Annotated in this window: 13 protein-coding genes; 5 read left to right on the top strand and 8 right to left on the bottom strand. The window is 70.5% G+C overall.

Features of this window, described 5'->3' with window-relative positions; all coding sequences use genetic code 11:
- The first annotated feature begins 208 nt into the window (after positions 1-208).
- The 4 genes from lnt to DMH12_RS07420 all read left to right on the top strand — a co-directional run bounded on the left by lnt (position 209) and on the right by DMH12_RS07420 (position 5,300).
- A complete protein-coding gene (gene lnt, locus DMH12_RS07435; protein ID WP_125490757.1) occupies positions 209-1,822 on the top strand; it encodes an apolipoprotein N-acyltransferase in 1,614 nt (537 codons plus the stop codon).
- Positions 1,823-1,890: 68 nt separating this feature from the next.
- Complete coding sequence (locus DMH12_RS07430) at positions 1,891-2,370, top strand: NUDIX domain-containing protein (RefSeq protein ID WP_125490756.1); 480 nt, start codon at positions 1,891-1,893, stop codon at positions 2,368-2,370.
- Positions 2,371-2,425: 55 nt separating this feature from the next.
- Positions 2,426-3,226, top strand: coding sequence for a 3-hydroxybutyrate dehydrogenase (locus DMH12_RS07425; protein ID WP_125490755.1), 801 nt, complete (start codon positions 2,426-2,428; stop codon positions 3,224-3,226).
- Positions 3,227-3,329: 103 nt separating this feature from the next.
- Positions 3,330-5,300, top strand: coding sequence for a GAF domain-containing protein (locus tag DMH12_RS07420; RefSeq protein WP_185832186.1), 1,971 nt, complete (start codon positions 3,330-3,332; stop codon positions 5,298-5,300).
- A 48-nt stretch (positions 5,301-5,348) separates the two neighbouring features.
- Here the strand turns inward: DMH12_RS07420 and DMH12_RS07415 are convergent, their stop codons facing one another.
- The 6 genes from DMH12_RS07415 to DMH12_RS07390 form a co-directional block, all read right to left on the bottom strand.
- A complete protein-coding gene (locus tag DMH12_RS07415; RefSeq protein WP_185832185.1) occupies positions 5,349-6,731 on the bottom strand; it encodes an MFS transporter in 1,383 nt (460 codons plus the stop codon).
- Positions 6,732-6,986: 255 nt separating this feature from the next.
- Positions 6,987-8,006: a porin PorA family protein gene (locus tag DMH12_RS07410; protein WP_125490753.1), complete on the bottom strand. Its 1,020-nt coding sequence runs from the start codon at positions 8,004-8,006 to the stop codon at positions 6,987-6,989.
- Between the two features lie 24 nt (positions 8,007-8,030).
- Positions 8,031-8,507: a (2Fe-2S)-binding protein gene (locus DMH12_RS07405; protein WP_125490752.1), complete on the bottom strand. Its 477-nt coding sequence runs from the start codon at positions 8,505-8,507 to the stop codon at positions 8,031-8,033.
- 27 nt (positions 8,508-8,534) lie between these two features.
- The gene (locus tag DMH12_RS07400) at positions 8,535-10,745 is read right to left on the bottom strand and encodes a molybdopterin cofactor-binding domain-containing protein (RefSeq protein ID WP_125490761.1); all 2,211 of its coding nucleotides are present in this window, start codon (positions 10,743-10,745) and stop codon (positions 8,535-8,537) included.
- A 298-nt stretch (positions 10,746-11,043) separates the two neighbouring features.
- Positions 11,044-12,267 carry an oxygenase MpaB family protein gene (locus DMH12_RS07395; RefSeq protein WP_125490751.1) on the bottom strand — a complete coding sequence of 408 codons (1,224 nt, stop codon included), beginning with the start codon at positions 12,265-12,267 and terminating at the stop codon, positions 11,044-11,046.
- 65 nt (positions 12,268-12,332) lie between these two features.
- Positions 12,333-13,562, bottom strand: coding sequence for an oxygenase MpaB family protein (locus DMH12_RS07390; RefSeq protein ID WP_125490750.1), 1,230 nt, complete (start codon positions 13,560-13,562; stop codon positions 12,333-12,335).
- Between the two features lie 138 nt (positions 13,563-13,700).
- Here DMH12_RS07390 and DMH12_RS07385 point away from each other — a divergent pair, with 138 nt between their 5' ends.
- Positions 13,701-14,387, top strand: coding sequence for a TetR/AcrR family transcriptional regulator (locus DMH12_RS07385; protein WP_260474135.1), 687 nt, complete (start codon positions 13,701-13,703; stop codon positions 14,385-14,387).
- On the opposite strand, the gene DMH12_RS07380 is transcribed toward DMH12_RS07385, so the two are convergent.
- Together DMH12_RS07380 and DMH12_RS07375 are read right to left on the bottom strand one after the other, a co-directional pair.
- The gene (locus DMH12_RS07380; RefSeq protein ID WP_125490749.1) at positions 14,378-16,543 is read right to left on the bottom strand and encodes a 3-hydroxyacyl-CoA dehydrogenase NAD-binding domain-containing protein; all 2,166 of its coding nucleotides are present in this window, start codon (positions 16,541-16,543) and stop codon (positions 14,378-14,380) included. The genes DMH12_RS07385 and DMH12_RS07380 overlap by 10 nt on opposite strands.
- 54 nt (positions 16,544-16,597) lie before the next feature.
- The gene (locus DMH12_RS07375; RefSeq protein WP_125490748.1) at positions 16,598-17,806 is read right to left on the bottom strand and encodes an acetyl-CoA C-acetyltransferase; all 1,209 of its coding nucleotides are present in this window, start codon (positions 17,804-17,806) and stop codon (positions 16,598-16,600) included.
- Between the last annotated feature and the right edge of the window lie 154 nt (positions 17,807-17,960).

The raw sequence follows: 17,960 nt of genomic DNA, 5'->3' as shown, positions 1-17,960 counted from the left end.
GACCTGACGGGCCCCGCCGCCCGCCCGGCGACCGAGGCTCGGACACACCGTAACGGCTGGTCGGCGAAGTGTGGACGGCTCGGCGCCCGGTTGTGCCGAAACGAGACGGCATCGGCCGTCGGCCACCCGACGGCCGTGTGCGGGCCGTCCGCCCGGCGCCGCGGACCGTGCTGTCGGGGGTTCGGTCACCCGCCGTACACTCCGGGGGGTGACAGCCACCGCAACCTCCGTCGGCGAGCCGGACCGGACGCAGCCGCAGCCCGTGCCCGCCTCCCGGCTCAGCGCACGGCTCCTGCGCCTCCTCCCGGCCGCCGCAGCCGCGCTCTCCGGAGTACTGCTCTACGTCAGCTTCCCGCCACGCACCCTGTGGTGGCTGGCCCTGCCCGCCTTCGCCGTCTTCGGCGGGGTGCTGCGCGGCCGCGGCTGGAAGGCGGGCCTGGGCCTCGGCTACCTCTTCGGCCTCGGCTTCCTGCTGCCGCTGCTGGTGTGGACCGGTGTGGAGGTCGGCCCCGCCCCCTGGCTCGCCCTGGTGGCGATCGAGGCGCTCTTCGTCGCGCTGGTCGGCGCGGGTGTCGCCGCGGTGTCGAAGCTGCCGGGATGGCCCGTGTGGGCGGCGGCGCTGTGGATCGCGGGGGAGGCCGTACGCGCGCGTGTGCCCTTCGAGGGGTTCCCCTGGGGCAAGGTCGCGTTCGGCCAGGCGGACGGCGTGTTCCTGCCTCTCGCCGCGCTCGGCGGTACGCCGGTGCTCGGGTTCGCGGTCGTCCTGTGCGGCTTCGGCCTCTGCGAGGCGGTGCGTCTCGCCGTCCGGGCGCGCCGGGCCGGCGAGGTACGGCGCGGCGCCGCGGCGGTCGCCCTCGTCGCCGTGGCCGTCCCGGTCGTGGCCGCCGTCGCCGCCCGCCCGCTGGTCAGCGACGAGGCGGAGGACGGCACCGCGACCGTGGCGGTGATCCAGGGCAACGTGCCGCGCGCGGGCCTCGACTTCAACGCGCAGCGGCGGGCCGTACTCGACTACCACGCGCGGGAAACGGAACGCCTCGCCGCCGAGGTACGGGCGGGCCGGGTGGACCGCCCCGACTTCGTGCTCTGGCCGGAGAACTCCTCCGACATCGACCCCTTCGCCAACACCGACGCGCGCATGGTCATCGACCGGGCCGCCAAGGCGATCGGCGCGCCCGTCTCGGTCGGCGGCGTCGTCGACCGGGACGGCAAGCTCCTCAACGAGCAGATCCTCTGGGACCCCGACAAGGGCCCCGTCGACACCTACGACAAGCGCCAGATCCAGCCCTTCGGCGAGTACCTGCCGCTGCGCTCGCTCATCGGGGCGATCAACGACGACTGGACCTCCATGGTCAGCCGGGACTTCAGCAGGGGCACCGAGCCCGGCGTCTTCTCCATGGCGGGCACCGAGGTCGGCCTGGTCACCTGCTACGAAGCCGCCTTCGACTGGGCGGTGCGCTCCGAGGTCACCGACGGCGCCCAGATGATCTCCGTACCCAGCAACAACGCGACCTTCGACCGCAGCGAGATGACCTACCAGCAGCTCGCCATGTCCCGCGTCCGCGCGGTCGAGCACAGCCGGACCGTCACGGTCCCGGTGACCAGCGGCGTCAGCGCGATCATCATGCCGGACGGCCGGATCACCCAGAAGACCGGCATGTTCGTCGCGGACTCCCTGGTCCAGGAGGTTCCCCTGCGCTCCTCCGAGACCCCGGCCACCCGGCTGGGCGTACTTCCCGAGACCGCTCTCGTGCTGGTCGCGGCGGGCGGGCTGGGCTGGGCCGTCGGCGCCGGTGTGCGCGGGCGACGCGCCCGTGCCGTGTAGCCGTACGCCCGTCGCACGCCCCGTGACACCGCCGGGAGTGGCCGGCGTGGCCCGTTAGGGTCGTCCGCATGGCTACTCCCGACTTCATCCGCGACCTGCGCACCACCGCCGGACAGCAACTGCTCTGGCTCCCCGGAGTCACCGCCGTCGTCTTCGACGACGAGGGGCGGGTGCTCCTGGGCCGACGGTCGGACAACGGGCGATGGTCACTGATCGGAGGCATCCCCGACCCCGGCGAGCAGCCCGCCGCCTGCGCGATGCGCGAGGTGGAGGAGGAGACCGCCGTCCGGTGCGTCGTCGAGCGGCTGGTCCTCGTCCAGGCGCTGAGCCCGGTGACCTACGACAACGGGGACGTCTGCCAGTTCATGGACGTCACCTTCCGCTGCCGGGCCGTGGGGGGTGAGGCCCGGGTCAACGACGACGAGTCGCTGGAGGTGGGCTGGTTCGCCGTGGACGCGCTGCCGGAGCTGGGGGAGTTCGGGCAGGTCAGGATCAAGCAGGCGCTGTCCGACGCACCCACATGGTTCGACCCCACTGCCCCCTACTGAAGTATGGGGCGTGCCCACATGGGGAGCGGGGCGGGCGCTGCCTAGGGTCGGGGACATGACCTCGCCCAGCGTCCTCCCGGCCCCCCACGCCTCCACGCTCGACCTCGACGGCCGCACCGCCCTCGTCACCGGCGCCGCCGGGGGCATCGGCCGTGCCTGCGCCCTGCGCCTGGCCGCCGCCGGGGCCCGGGTCAGAGCGGTCGACCGGGACGCGGCCGGGCTGGACGCGCTCGCCGAGAGCAGCACCGACCTCGCGGGCAGCGTCCTGCCCCAGGTCCTGGACCTGACCGACCTGGACGCCGCCGAACGGGCCGCCGCCGGCACCGACCTCCTGGTCAACAACGCCGGGATCCAGCTGGTGCGGCCCATCGAGGAGTTCCCCCCGGACGTCTTCCACACGGTGCTCACCGTGATGCTGGAGGCGCCCTTCCGCCTGATCCGCGGCGCCCTGCCCCACATGTACGGGCAGGGCTGGGGCCGCATCGTCAACATCTCCTCCGTGCACGGCCTGCGCGCCTCCGCCTACAAGTCGGCCTATGTCGCCGCCAAGCACGGCCTGGAGGGTCTGTCCAAGACCGCGGCCCTCGAAGGCGCCGCCCACGGCGTCACCTCGAACTGCGTGAACCCCTCCTACGTGCGCACCCCGCTCGTCGAGCGGCAGATCGCCGACCAGGCCCGGGCCCACGGCATCCCCGAGGAGCAGGTGCTCACCGACGTGCTGCTCCAGGACAGCGCGGTGCGGCGGCTGATCGAACCGGACGAGGTCGCCGAGGCGGTCGCGTACCTGTGCGGGCCGCAGGCGTCCTTCGTCACCGGCACCTCACTCGTGCTGGACGGCGGCTGGACGGCGCACTGAGCCCGGTCCCGGCCCGCGCACCGGCCGGCCCGGCGGCGGCCCCTGTGGACGGGGTTGTCCACAAGGCTGCCGGGACGACCGGGCGATGGGGAATCCTGTGAGCATGTCCCGAGATCACCTGCAGTCCACCGAACGCCCGGCCGACGACGCCGGAGCGCCGGCCGGCGACGCCGCCGTCCCGGCGTCCGCCGCCGTGGAGACGCCGTTCCTGGAGCTGCTGGCCCGGGGCGCGTCCGCCGACGCCTACGAGCAGCCGGTACTGCTCGCCCGCGCCGAGGGAGGACCGGCAGACCGGATCGACGCGCTCGACCGGGCCAAGCACCTCGCGCTGCGCGTGCGCTCCGAGCTGGAGGGCCGGCGCAGGCGGGAGGCGGAGCTGTCCGCGCTGTTCGAGACGGCCCACGACCTCGCCGGGCTGCGCGACCTGGACGCGGTGCTGCGGGCCATCGTGCAGCGGGCCCGGTCCCTGCTCGGCACCGACGTGACCTACCTCAGTCTCCACGACGCGGCCCGCGGCGACACCTACATGCGGGTCACCGAGGGCTCGGTCGCCGCCCGCTTCCAGCAGCTGCGGCTCGGCATGGGGGAGGGGCTCGGCGGCCTCGTCGCCCAGACCGCCCGGCCCTACGTCACCGACGACTACTTCAAGGACGCCCGCTTCCAGCACACCCGCACCATCGACGCGGGCGTGAGCGACGAGGGCCTGGTCGCCATCCTCGGCGTCCCCCTCATGCTCGGCCACCACGTCATCGGCGTGCTCTTCGCCGCGGACCGGCGGGCCCGGGTCTTCGAGCGCGAGCAGATCGCCCTGCTCGGTTCCTTCGCCGCCCTCGCGGCAGCCGCCATCGACACCGCCAACCTGCTCGCCGAGACCCGCTCGGCCCTCGCCGGCCTGGAGCGGGCCAACGAGATCATCGGGGACCGCAGCGCCGTCATCGAACGCGCCTCCGACGTCCACGACCGGCTCACCGAGCTGGTCCTGCGCGGCGGCGGGGTGCACGACGTGGCCGCCGCCGTCTCCCAGGTCCTGGACGGCACCGTCGAGTTCACCGAGGAGAGATCGGCGCCGGCGAAGGCTCTGGAGGTGTCGCGCGCCGAGGGACACGCGGTGCGGCACGAGGACGACTGGATCGCCGCCGTCGCCGCCGGCGACGAACTGCTCGGCGCCCTGGTCCTGCGCGGCCACCCCGGACTCGACCCCGTCGACCAGCTCACCCTGGAGCGGGCGGCGATGGTCACCTCCCTGCTGTTGCTCGCCCGGCGCTCCGCCGCCGAGGCCGAACAGCGCGTCCGCGGCGAGCTGCTCGACGACCTGCTCGACGCCCGCGACCGCGACCCGCGCCTGCTGGGCGACCGCGCCCGGCGGCTCCGCGCCGACCTGGCCGCCACGCACGTCGTGCTCGCCGCCCGGCTCGACACCGCGGCCTCCGACGCCGACCAGGAGGCGGACGCACGCAGGCGCCTGTGGGCCGCCGCCTCCCACCTCGCCGCGACCCGGCACGGCCTGGCCGCCGCCCGGGACGGCGGCACAGTGCTCCTGCTGCCGCTCGACGCCGGCGACGGGGCCACGGACCTGGCCCGCCGCACCGCCCGGCACCTCGGCCGGGCCGTCCACGAGAGCGTCACCGTCGGCGCCTCCGCACCCGTGGAGGACCTCGCCGCCCGCCCCGACGCCGTCGCCGCCGCCTACACGGAGGCTCGGCGCTGCCTCGACGCCCTGGGCCTGCTGGGCCGCTCCGGGGACGGCGCCGCCGCCGAGGACTTCGGCTTCCTGGGCCTGCTGCTGGCCGGCGAGCAGAACGTCTCGGGTTTCGTCGAGCGCACCATCGGCCAGGTCGTCGCCTACGACGAGCGGCGCGGCACCGAGCTGCTGCACACCCTCGACGCCTACTTCGCCTGCGGCATGAGCCCGGCCCGCACCAAGGACGAACTCCACGTCCACGTGAACACGGTCGCCCAGCGCCTGGAGCGCGTGGGCCGCCTCCTCGGCGAGGACTGGCAGAGCCCCGACCGCGCACTGGAGATACAACTGGCCCTCAGACTCCACCGGCTGTCGCTCCCGGCACGGCACTGACCCCGCACGCACGGGCGTACGGGGCCGGTACCGGACGGCGGGACGGGCTCAGATCGAGCGCGCCCCCTGCGCACGGGAGGCCTTGACCGGCCCCTCCTCGTCCTCGGGGGACGACACGGGCTCCGCGAGGTCGCGGTGGCGCGTCTCCTTGGCCACGCCCACCGCGACCAGGGTCAGCAGGACGGAGGCGATCACGTAGAGGGAGATCGGGGTGGAGCTGTCGTACTCGGAGAGCAGCGCGGTGGCGATCAGCGGCGCCGGAGCACCGGCCGCGACGGAGGCGAACTGGGCGCCGATCGACGCCCCTGAGTACCGCATCCGGGTCGCGAACATCTCGGAGAAGAAGGCGGCCTGGGGCGCGTACATGGCGCCGTGCAGCACCAGCCCCACCGTCACCGCGAGCAGCAGACTGCTGAAGTCACCGTGGTCGATCAGCATGAAGAACGGGAACATCCACATTCCCACGCCGGCCGCGCCCAGCAGATACACGGGCCGTCGGCCGATGCGGTCCGACAGTGCGCCCCAGGCCGGGATGACCGCGAAGTGCACCGCCGAGGCGATCAGCACCGCGTTGAGCGCGGTCTGCTTGGAGACGTCGGCCGCGGTGGTGGCGTAGACGAGGATGAAGGCGGTGATGACGTAGTAGCTGATGTTCTCCGCCATGCGCGCGCCCATCGCGATCAGCACGTCGCGCCAGTGGTGCCGCAGCACGGCGACGATCGGCATCGGCTCGGCCTTCGCCTTGCGCGACTCGGCCTGCGCCAACGCCTGCTTGAAGACCGGCGATTCGTCGACGGACAGCCGGATCCACAGACCGACCATGACCAGTACGCCGGAGAGCAGGAACGGTATCCGCCAGCCCCAGCTGTTGAAGGCCGAGTCCGACAGCACGGCGGTCAGCAGCGACAGCACACCCGTGGCCAGCAACTGCCCCGCGGGCGCCCCGGTCTGCGGCCAGGACGCCCAGAATCCGCGCCGTCGCGCGTCCCCGTGCTCGGACACCAGCAGCACGGCGCCGCCCCACTCACCACCGAGGGCGAACCCCTGGACGAGCCGCAACACGGTCAGCAGCACGGGAGCGGCCGTGCCGATCGTCGCGTGGGTGGGGAGCAGCCCGATCGCGAAGGTCGCACCGCCCATCATCAACAGGCTCAGGACCAGCAGCTTCTTGCGCCCGAGCCGGTCACCGTAGTGACCGAAGACCAGGGCACCCAGCGGCCGCGCGGCGAAGCCGACGGCGTACGTCAGGAACGAGAGCAGCGTGCCGACGAGCGGGTCGGAGTCCGGGAAGAACAGCTTGTTGAAGACGAGGGCGGCGGCTGAGCCGTAGAGGAAGAAGTCGTACCACTCGATGGTGGTGCCGATGAGGGACGCGGCGACGATGCGCTTGAGGTTGTTCGGGGCTGGTGGAGCGGCTGCGGGCGACGACATCGGCACCACTTCCTGGCGTTCGGTGGGGACGGTTGTGTGTCGCCACACCGTAGGAAGAGGCAGGTCAGAGGCGTATGTGGTGGGACACCATAGTTCGGAGGCGAGCTATGCGCGCAGTACCCATGCGTCCTCATCAAAGGACGCGTTGGCGGCCTGAGAGAGGTTGGAACGAGCGGTGCCTGCGATGCGTTGTCCGACATGATGTGACGATGGTTCTCGTGCAGGCGGGGCCGTGCGGAACGGGTGCTGCGGGCCTCATCCCTGGGCTCGGGAGCGGTGTCGGCGCCTCCGCTCGAGTATGAACGTGGCCAAGAGGAGCACGGCGGCGACGACGACCATCGCGACCGGTGCGAGGACGGTCAGGGCGGTCAGGATCCGACCTGCTGATGTCGCCTTGTCGCCCAGGTCTTGCACGCTCTCAGGAGTGACCTCGAGTGTCAGGTCCGACACCGGCAGCAGAGGCGTCGGAGTCCCGGCGACGGAGGTGGTCGCCACCGTTCTCCGGCTCACCGTCTGGTCCACGGCGATGCCGGTCTGCTGGTCGACGTAGGCGACCAGCGTCGACTGGCCCAGGTATGTGAGCGGAACGGGGTCCGGCAGCGCGGCCAGCTCGGTGGGTGTGAGACGGGCCCGTGTCCTGGAGTCGAGAGCGGGCACCAGGCTCGCGACGAGCTTCTTCGGCAGAGCGGTCGGTAGCGGCTCGGACACCGCCGGGTCCTTGACGGGCGCTGACACCTTGATCTCGTAGACATTGACAGCACGGCCCTCCCGTCGGGCGGTTCCGGTGTAGCGAACCGGCACGATCGAACGGGTCGTCGCGTCGTAGTAGGTGTAGGAGTCGTCCTGTTCGGCATCCGGCGGAAAGGCCGAACTCAGTGCGCCCCGTGAGTTCTCCGCCGATGTCGAGGCCGGTGGCGACACACCCTTCCTGCTTGCCCGGTCGATGGCGTACGTCTTCGAGCTGGGTAAGGACTGCTCACCGGCATGGACCGTCATCGTGTCCTCGATCACGGCCGTGTCACCATGTGTGGATGTGACCCGTACCCGCCGGTCGGCGGTGACGGGGATGCCGGACCGAAGCGCATGCGCGGTGTCTCCGGACCGGAGGGCCGTGACATCCAGCATGGTGGTCTCGCCCGCGTAGTGCACCGTCTGGTCGGTGTCGTCGGGCAGTTTCGTCGCGTTCGGGGCCACTGCGAGGCGTACGACCGCCGCGGCGGCGACCAGGATCACGGCCATGGTGATGAGTACGACCGACGGACGACGTGCGGACACGGCGTCCTCCCTCCACTTGTCTGGTCACGTGTTCTCGGCGCCGGCTCTGATCGCTTCACGGATGCGGGGGTAGGTGCCGCACCGGCAGATGTTGCGGATACCGTCCAGGTCGGCCTCGGTGATGCTGCGGCCTTCTTCCTTGACACGGCGGACCAGGGCTACGGCGGCCATGATCTGGCCGGGCTGGCAGTAGCCGCACTGGGCCACGTCCTGGTCGAGCCACGCCTCCTGCATCGGGTGCAGGTCCGCTCCCACGGTGGCCGGCAGCCCTTCGATGGTGGTGACCTCGTCGGACGGCCTCAGGTCCCCCACCGGGATGGCGCAGGGGTTCGCCGCCCTGCCGTTGAGGTGGCTCGTGCACGCCTTGCAGACGTTGATGCCGCAGCCGTATTTCGGTCCCGTGACGCCGAGGAGGTCGCGAAGGACCCACAGCAGCCGCTCGTCGTCCGGAGCATCGACGGTCACCTGTTCACCGTTGAGGCGGAAAGTGTGCGTGGGCATGAGAACTCCCAGATGTCTCGCAGGGCTTCAGCGGACGTGGTCCCGACCATCGGTGGGGGACGCGGGGATGGGCGGGACGGTCGGTTTCGGTTCGAAGGAGAGGGTGCCGTGGTTGATCGGGAAGACCGTGGGCATCGTGCCGGTGGCACGGCCGTACGCACACGCGACCGCGGCCATCGACGCGGCGACGCCGAGTTCACCCGCGCCGCCGGGCTTGCCGGTGCTGGGCGGCAGGACGATGACCCGCAGTTCGGGCGGTGTGTTCCACTGCCGGGTGTAGAAGTAGTTGTCCCAGCTCGCTTCGAGGAAGTGCCCGTCGCGCAGGTGCAGGCTGGAGGTCAGGGTCAGGGCGATGCCGTCCATCAGGCAGCCCATCATCTGAGCTTCCAGGCCACGCGGATTGACGGCGAGGCCGACGTCCACGGCGATGACGGCCTTGGTCACGCGTGGGCCGGCGACACCGTCCCGGATGGGGCGGTCGACGGTCTCCGGTCGGCAGTCGAGTTCCACCAGGACGGCGCTGGCGGAGTGGTACTCGGAGTGGAAGGCGATGCCCTGCGCCGTACCCGCCGGCATGCTCCGACCCCAGTTCCCGGCTTCGGCGGCCTTGTCCAGCACGGCTCGGCCGCGGTCGTCCCGAAGGAAGTCGTGCCGGAACCGGTAAGGGTCCTTGCCCATCTTCCCGGCGAGCCGGTCGACCAGGAGTTCCCGGGCGCACGTGACGTCGGGGGAGTACACGTTGCGCATGCTGCCGGTGTTGAAGCCCTTGTCGGTTTCGTTCAGGAGCCGGCTGTTGGCACCGAAGTCGTAGGGCATCGACTGGGAGAGCTGGAAGAAGGTCTCCGAGAACCCGATGTCACCCACCGGCAGTCTCGCGGCCAAGGCGGTGAAGATCTCCCCGAGGCCGTGGCTGAGGTCGGTGGACACACTGGTGTGCCGCTGTCTGTACCCGAGGACGGTGTTGCCCAGGTAGGAGATGCGAACGCGCGACGTGGCCATGGGATGGGTGCGTCCCTGGCGGGCGTCGTCGGCGCGATGCCACATGAGCTTCACCGGCTTGCGGATCCGCCGGGAGACCTCGACGGCCTCCAGCGCCGCGTCGAAGAAGAGCTTGCGGCCGAAGGAGCCCCCTCCCTCCGTGACATGCACGGTCACCGCCCCGAGCGGCAGGCCGAGCTTGGTGGCGATCGCCTGCTTCGCGACGATCGGAGCCTTGAGGCTCGACCAGATCTCGGCCCGGTCGGGGCGCACGTCGGCTATCGCGCAGTTGGGCTCCAGCGCGCTGTTGCTGCGGAAGTGGAACGTGAAACGCTCCTCAACGTTCGGCGTCACCGACGGCAGCCCCATGGGCAGTTCGGCGGCGCGCAACTCCGCGAGCACGGACTCGTCGGACTTTCCCTCGGCGCTACCGGGTTTCCACGAGACCCGCAGGGCGCGCACCGCGTCGATGCACCGGCCGAAGGTGGTGGCGCGCACCGCCACCCCGGTCGACATCACGACCACGTCGGTGACACCGGGCATGGAACGGACCTCGGACAGGTTGGACACCGATCCGGCCTTGCCGTTGATGGTCGGCGGGCGGCACACCATGGTCGGCAGGGCGTCCGGGACCTGCAGATCCAGCGTGAACGTCTTGCGTCCGGTGACCGCCGCGTGGGCGTCCACACGGTTGTGCGGCTTGCCGATGACGGTGAACATGTCGCGAGGCTTGAGGCTGACCGACACCTCCTCGGTCCGCGCGCGCGCCGCTTTCGGGGACAGGTCCCCCATGTCGGCGCTCCGGCCTCCGGGGCCGGTGACGAGTCCCGCCTCCCAGCTCAGTTCGGTGACGGCGGTGCCCCATTCGGCGGCCGCGGCCTGAAGCAGCCGGTTGCGGGCGACGGCGGCGGCCACCCGGATCGGGGTGTAGGTGGAGAACGTCGTGTTGGATCCGCCGGTGAGCTGGTTGAAGAGCAACTCCGGGCGCGCCTCGGCGAGAGTGATGTGCACCCGGGAGAGGGGGATGCCGAGTTCCTCGGCGATCAGCATGGCCGTGGACGTCGTGATGCCCTGCCCCACCTCGGTCCGAGGCAACGCGAAGGACACGGTGCCGTCCGTGTTCACCTCGACCGTGATCAGGCCGGACGTCGGCAGGGCCGCCGCCGTCATCACGTCGTTGAGGTCGATCAGTTCCGTGATCTCCGGGGAGGGGACGTCCGCACGAGCCTCCGACGCGGGGACGAGCTGGGCCGCGGTCATCAAGGTCGGAGCGGCCAGGACGTATCCGAGGAAGCGGCGTCTGGCGAAGGGCTGCGCGCTCGAGTTCTGCCGGGACGAGTGATCGGTGTCCGTCACCGGCGGTCTCCTGCCCTTGGGGCCCGTGCCGGCCGCTGCGCGGGGGTCGCCCGAGCCGAGCACAAACGTGTCGTCTCGCTGTCGTGAGGTGTCGTCATCGTCTCAACTCGTTCTCGACGTCGGTGTGGTGGCGGGACCGGAGGCGCACTGATGGGGGTACGCCGGTGACGTTGTACCCCCACGTCGTGATGCCGTACGTGGCTCAGGAGGGACGGTTGGCGTCCGGGATCTCGAGGTGGATGCCCCGTCCTTCGCTGAGGAAGAGCAGGACGAACTTCCGGAGGGCCTCTTCCACGGTCCAGGCGGCCTGGGGGATCAGCGGCAGCGGGATGAGCCCTTCGCGGAAGGCCACCAGCAGCGGCCAGGCGGTGCTGATCAGCGGTTTCCAGAATGGCTCCCTGTCCAGCCCGATCAGGTCACCGGTCCGGTCGCCCAGCGTGTACCGGGCGAAGCCGTTGATGAGGGGCCTGGTGAGGCCGGCGTCGAGTTCCGCGACGATGTCGAGGAGGACGTCGGTCAGCTCGGTGCCCTCGGGGGTGGACGCCAGGATGGGGTCGAGGACCTGCTTGGACTGTGCGTTGGCGGCGTCCCAGGTGGCGGGGATGTACTCGTCCCGGACGCCGAGCATGTGGGCGGTGACCTGCCACACGTGCAGGTAGCCGTCCGACTCGGCGGTGGTGATCGGGACCTTCCATTCTTTTAGCTTGCGCATGACAAATGTGGCCAGGCTGTGCCAGGTGACCATGATGTCGGCCTGGCTGATGGGTATCGTCTGGCCGCCGCTGGTGCGGGTCCAGCCCGGTGACTGGGGCAGCAGGTGCCGTACGGCCGCGTGCACCAGCCGGGTCTTCACGGCGGTCACGATCATCCCGCCCCGCGGCTGGTAGGCGTCCAGGTCCCCGACGTCATAGCCGAGCTGGGCCGTCTTGGCGATGCGGTCCTTCATGTCCGCGCCGCCCTTGGAGTAGTAGACGGCGCGCGCCTCTCTCGGGATGGCGGTGCTCAACAGGCCGCTGCCCAGACCGTACAGCGCGCCGGTGTAGATGCCCTTCTTCGTGGTGAACCTGGCCGCGGCCGCGAGCTTGTCCCGGTCCGCCCAGGCGGGCAGCTGGCGGGCCTTCTCCATGAAGTCGCGCAAGTCGGTGGGGAGTCCGGCCGGCAGGGGCTGGTCGTTGCGGGTCCACTTGCGGAGCGCTGCGTTGGCTTTGGCCACGTCGCCGCGCTCGATCACGGCGGCGAGGACGGGATCCGCCTCCTCGTCCCAGACCCAGTCGGGGTCGACGCCCGCTCCCTTGCCGGCCACCGAGCCGCTCGGCGCCCACGTCCACAGGGATCGGGCCTGGACCGGTGACGCGGCCCCCAGTGCTCCGAGCGCTCCGAGCGCTCCTCCCATGATCAGCATCTTGCGCCTGCTCAGGTCGTCCATGCTGAGAACCCTTCCTTGAGTCCCGCCGAGGCCGCGGAGGCCATCCGCGCGGGTGCCGGTTTCGGTCAGGCGGGACGGTTGGTTTCGGGAATGTCGATGTGGGTTCCCCGTCCCTTGGTGAGGTAGAAGAGGATGTACTTCCGGGCCGCCTCGTCGATCGTCCAGGCCAGAGGCGGTACGAGGGGCAGCGGGATCAGCTTCTCCCGGAAGGCGACCAGCTTCGGCCAGGCGGTCGCGATGGCCTTCTCCCAGAACGGCTCACGCGGAATGCCGTCCCAGTCGGCGACCTGGTCGCCGACCAGGTACCGGGCGAGGGCGTTGACGAGTGGGCGGTCGATCCCGCCGGGGCTGGTCTGCTCGGCGAGCTGGCGCAGCAGGATGTCGGTCAGTTCGACGCCCTCGCGCGTGGGGGCCAGGATGGGGTCGAGGACCTGCTTGGACTGTGCGTTGGCCGCGTCCCAGGTGGCGGGGATGTACTCGTCCCGGATGCCGAGCATGTGGGCGGTGACCTGCCACACGTGCAGGTAGGCGGCCGAGTCGGCGGCCGGGACGGGTACCTTCCACTCGAGCATCTTCCGCATGGCGTAGGTGGGCAGACTGTGCCAGGTGACCAGCATGTCCTGCTGGCTGATGGGAATCGTCTGGCCGCCGCTGGTCCGGGTCCAGGCCGGTGACTGGGGCAGCAGGTGCCGTACGGCCGCGTGCACCAGGCGGGTCTTGACGGCCTGCACGACGACGTCGCCGTCGGGTCGGAACGCGTTGAGGTCCCCGACGGCGAAGCCCAGCAGGCTGGTCTTGGCGACCCTGTCCTCCATGTCGGCGCCGCCCTTGGAGTAGTAGACGGAGCGCGCCTCACGAGGGATGGCGGTGCTCAGCATGCCGCCGCCGACTCCGTTCAGCAGGTTGAGGTACAGGCCCCTCGACTTGTTGAACTCGGCGGCCCTCTCCAGCTTGTCCCGGTCTGCCCAGGCGGGCAGTTGGCGGGCCCTCTCCATGAAGTCGCGCAGGTCCGCGGGGAGTCCGGCCGGCAGCGCCTGGTCGTTGCGGGTCCATGAGCGCAGCGCGGCGTTGGTCTTGGCCACGTCGCCGCGCTCGATCACGGCGGCGACCAACCGGTCGACCTCCTCGTCCCAGACCCATTCGGGGTCGAGGCCGGCTCCCTTGCCGGCCACCGAGCCGCTCGGCGCCCACGTCCACAGGGACCGTGCGTGGGTGGGCGAGGCCAGGCTCAGCGCCCCGAAGGCCCCCACCGCCCCGCTCGCGAACAACATCTTGCGCCTGCTGAGTCCATCCATCGCTGTGAACTCCTCCTTGAGTTCCGTGGCGTCCTTGCGGAGGTTGGTACGATGAAACGCATCGTGCTTCTTTGTTTCAACAGGGGAGCACATGCGAGACGTGAACGCCAGAGGCTTCACAGAATCAGGGAGGCAGTCGTGGAACCTGTCCTGTTGGCACTCATGAGGTCGTCGTCCGGTGCTCCGTCCGTGCTGGAGAGCGTGTTCGCCGAGGCCGTCGAGGGCGCCGGGGGAGATGACGAGGTGTCGGAGCGTCTGCTCGACGCGGCCTACGAGCAGTTCTGCCGCATGGGCATCAAGCGCTCGACCATGGCGGACGTGGCGCGGCTGGCCGGCGTCTCCCGGATTACGGTCTACCGCCGGTTCGCTACCAAGGACCAGTTGGTCGAGCAGGTGGTACGGCGTGAGTTCCGGCGGTACTTCGACCGCTTCATCCTGGACATCCAGGACGCCGACACCGTCGCCGACCGGGTCGTCGTGGGGTTCGTGAGTTCGCTCAGGGCCATCCGCGGCAACCGCCTCATCGGAGGTCTCATGACCGCCGAGCCGGACGCCGTGGTCCCGTCCATGACCAGTGACGGAGGACGCACCCTGGCCGTGGTGCAGCAGTTCGTGGCATCGCGACTGCTTCGGGAGCAGCGCGCGGGGAACATCGCCGGTCATGTGCAGGTGGACCTGGTGGCCGAGATGATGGTGCGCATGTCCGCGTCGTTCCTCGTCATTCCCAGCCATGTCATCGATCTCGACGACGATGAGCAGCTGCGTGCGGTGGCCCGGCAGTTCCTGGTGCCGATGCTCGGACCACCGCACACACCTCACTCGTAGGATTCGCCTCGCTCGGCCTTGGCCACGAGGGATCGCGGCGGCTCGAACCGCTCGCCGTACCGCTCGGCCAGCTCCCTCGACCGCGCGGCGAATCCGTGGAGTCCGCCCGCGTAGCCGTTGATGTACTGCAGTACACCGCCGGTCCAGGCCGGGAAACCGATGCCCAGGATGGAGCCGACGTTGGCGTCGGGCACCGACCGCAGGACGCCTTCGTCGAGGCACCGGACCGTGTCCAGTGCCTCGGCGAAAAGCATCCGTTCCTTCATGTCCTCGAACGGGATCTCACGGCCCGGCACGGCGAAGTGCTCGTACAGCCCCCGCCACAGCCGCGTGCGCCGGCCGTCGACGTACTCGTAGAACCCGGCGCCCGAGGAACGTCCGCCACGCCCGAACTCGTCGATCATGCGGTCCATGACCGGCTCCGAACCGTGCGGACGCCAGTCGCCGCCCTCGGCCAGGACCGCGGCCCTGGTCTCCTCACGGATCTTCCGGGGCAGAGTCAGCGTCAGTTCGTCCAGCAGCTGCAGCGGAGGTGCGGGGTAGCCGGCCTGCGAGCCGGCCTGCTCCACCGAGGCGGGAGGAAGCCCCTCGCCGATCATGGCCACCGCCTCGTCGATGAACTTGGATATCACGCGACTCGTGAAGAAGCCCCGGCTGTCGTTGACCACGATCGGCGTCTTGCCGATCTGCCGCGCCATGTCGACCGCCTTCGCCACGGTGTGCTCGCTGGTCTTCTCCCCGGTGATGATCTCCAGCAGGGGCATCTTGTCCACGGGGGAGAAGAAGTGCAGACCGATGAAGTCCTCGGGGCGCTCGACCGCCTCCGCCAGCCCGGTGATCGGGAGCGTGGAGGTGTTGGATCCCAGTACGGCGTCCGGTGCGACGACGTCTTCGATGTCGCGGAAGACCTGCCGCTTGAGGTCCGGGTCCTCGAAGACCGCCTCGATCACCAGATCGCAGCCGCTGCAGTCTGCCGGGTCGGCGGTCGGCATGATCCGTGCGAGCACCTCGTCGGCCTCGGTCTGGGAGAGCCGTCCGCGTGCCACGGCCCTGGCCAGGACCTGTCGGGAGTAGTCCTTGCCCTTCTGCGCCGCGTCGTAGGTGACGTCCTTGAGCACCACCGGCACGCCGCTGCGGGCGCAGGAGTACGCGATGCCGGCTCCCATCATGCCGGCGCCCAGTACGCCCACCCTGTGGACGGTGTGGGGCGGGTAGCCTTCGGGACGGCTTCCACCGGAGCCGATGTGCTGCATGTCGTAGAAGAACGCCTGCATCATGTTGGTCGAGATCTGACCCGTCATCAGTTCCACGAGGTAGCCGGTCTCGATCTTCTGCCCGGTCTCCAGGTCGACCTGCGCGCTCTCGACGGCCGCGGCGAGGATGTTGCGCGGCGCCGGCACGTTCGCACCCTTGAGCTGCTTGCGCAGGTGCGCCGAGAGGGTCGGCAGCATCGCCGCCACCTTCGGATGGGAAGGGGACCCGCCCGGCATGCGGAACCCCGGGGCGTCCCACGGCTGAGTGGCCTCAGGATGGGTCACCACCCATTGCCTGGCCCTGGCGAGCAGTTCCTCCGGCGTCTGGGCGAGTTCATGGACCAGCCCCTTGGCGAGCGCCTCCTGGGGCTTGTACTGCCGCCCCGTGAGCAGGATGTCGGTCAGCGCGTCCTGGAGCCCCAGGAGACGGACGGTCCGGCTGACTCCACCGGCGCCGGGCAGCAGGCCCAGAGTCACCTCCGGCAGGCCGAAGCGGCTGCTCGGCGTTGCCAGGGCGATGCGCCGGTGACAGGCGAGCGCGATCTCGAGCCCGCCGCCGAGTGCCGTGCCGTTCATGGCCGCGGCCACCGGCCTGCCGAGGGTCTCCAGCCGGCGCAGCTGTGACTTCAGGACCCCGCACAGCTCACTGAGTTCCGCGGCGTTGTCCGGCTGGGCCCTGCTCATGAAGCCGATGTCTCCGCCGGCGAAGAAGCTCTTCTTGGCGGAGGTGAGGACGACCCCGGTGATGTCATCCCGCTCCGTCTCGAGGCGGGTGACGGTGGCCTCCATCGAATCCACGTAGGTCCGGTTCATCGTGTTGACCGGCTGATCGGCGTCGTCCATGGTCAGCAGGACGACGCCGTCAGGTCCCTGTTCCCAGTGGATCATGTTCTTCGCCAGCATCGGTGGGCGCTCCTTTCGAGGGGATGTACGTGGCCGGCACGCGGGGGAAAGGGGTCACAACCGTTCGATCACGGTGGCGATGCCCATGCCACCACCCGCGCAGAGGCTGACCACGGCCCGTCGCGCGGAGCGGCGCTCGAGTTCGTCCAGGGCGGTGCCCACCAGCATGGCCCCCGTGGCGCCGAGCGGATGGCCCATGGCGATGGCGCCGCCGTTGACGTTGACCCTCTCCCACGGCAGACCGAGGTCCTTGACGTAGCGCAGAACCACCGAGGCGAAGGCCTCGTTGATCTCGAACAGGTCGATGTCGTCCACCGTCAGACCGGCGAGGTCCAGCGCCTTGCGGGTGGCCGGCGCCGGTCCGGTGAGCATGATCGTCGGGTCGGCTCCGCTGACCGCGGTCGCCACGACGCGCGCCCGTGGCACCAGGCCGCACTCCGTTCCCACCTGCTCCGTACCGACCAGCACGAGCGCCGAACCATCCACGATTCCCGAGGCGTTGCCCGGGGTGTGGACGTGCTCGATACGCTCCACCCAGTGGTACTTCTGCAGAGCCACCGCGTCGAAGCCCGCCATGGTGCCGAGGTCCGCGAAGGAGGGCTTCAGCTCGCCGAGCGCCGCCGCCGTCGTCTCCGGGCGCATGTGCTCGTCCTGGGCGAGCACGATGACGCCGTTGCGGTCCCTGACCGGCACCACGGACTTGGCGAAGTAGCCGCCGGACCAGGCGTGAGCGGCACGCTGCTGCGACCGGACCGCGTACGCGTCGACGTCGTCGCGCGAGAAGCCCTCGACGGTCGCGATCAGGTCGGCGCCGATGCCCTGTGGCACGAAGTACGTGTCGAAGGCGGTCTCGGGATCCGCGGCCATCGGACCGCCGTCGCTGCCCATCGGCACTCGCGACATCGATTCCACGCCGCCGGCGATCACCAGGCGCTCCCAACCGGAACGGACCTTCTGCGCGGCCGTGTTCACCGCCTCCAGCCCCGATGCGCAGAACCGGTTGAGCTGGACGCCGGCCACGTGGTCCGGCAGTCCCGCCGCCAGCGCCGCCGTCTTGGCGATGTTCATGCCCTGGTCACCGACCGGGGAGACCACGCCGAGTACGACGTCGTCCAGACGGTCCGGGTCCAGACCGGGGTGACGGCGGCGGAGTTCGTCGATCAGGCCCGTCACCAGTGAGACCGGCTTGACGTGGTGCAGCGAACCCCGTTTGCCCCGGCCGCGCGGGGTGCGGATCGCGTCGTAGATGAATGCTTCGGTCACTGTCCTGGCACTTCCTCTCGTCGGCAGGCGACTGCTGCCGATCCGGGCACTCCGGGTGCAGGTGGTGGATCCGGTGGGGACAAGTAAGAGCGTTTATTGGCTTGCCGTCAATAGGGTTCGCGTGCCGTCACATCGCCCAGGGATGGCCGAAGAG

Source organism: Streptomyces sp. WAC 04229 (genome assembly GCF_003947455.1).
Taxonomy (GTDB): domain Bacteria; phylum Actinomycetota; class Actinomycetes; order Streptomycetales; family Streptomycetaceae; genus Streptomyces.
Note: the sequence above shows the minus strand (reverse complement) of the source record. Positions and strands in the feature narration are given on the sequence as shown.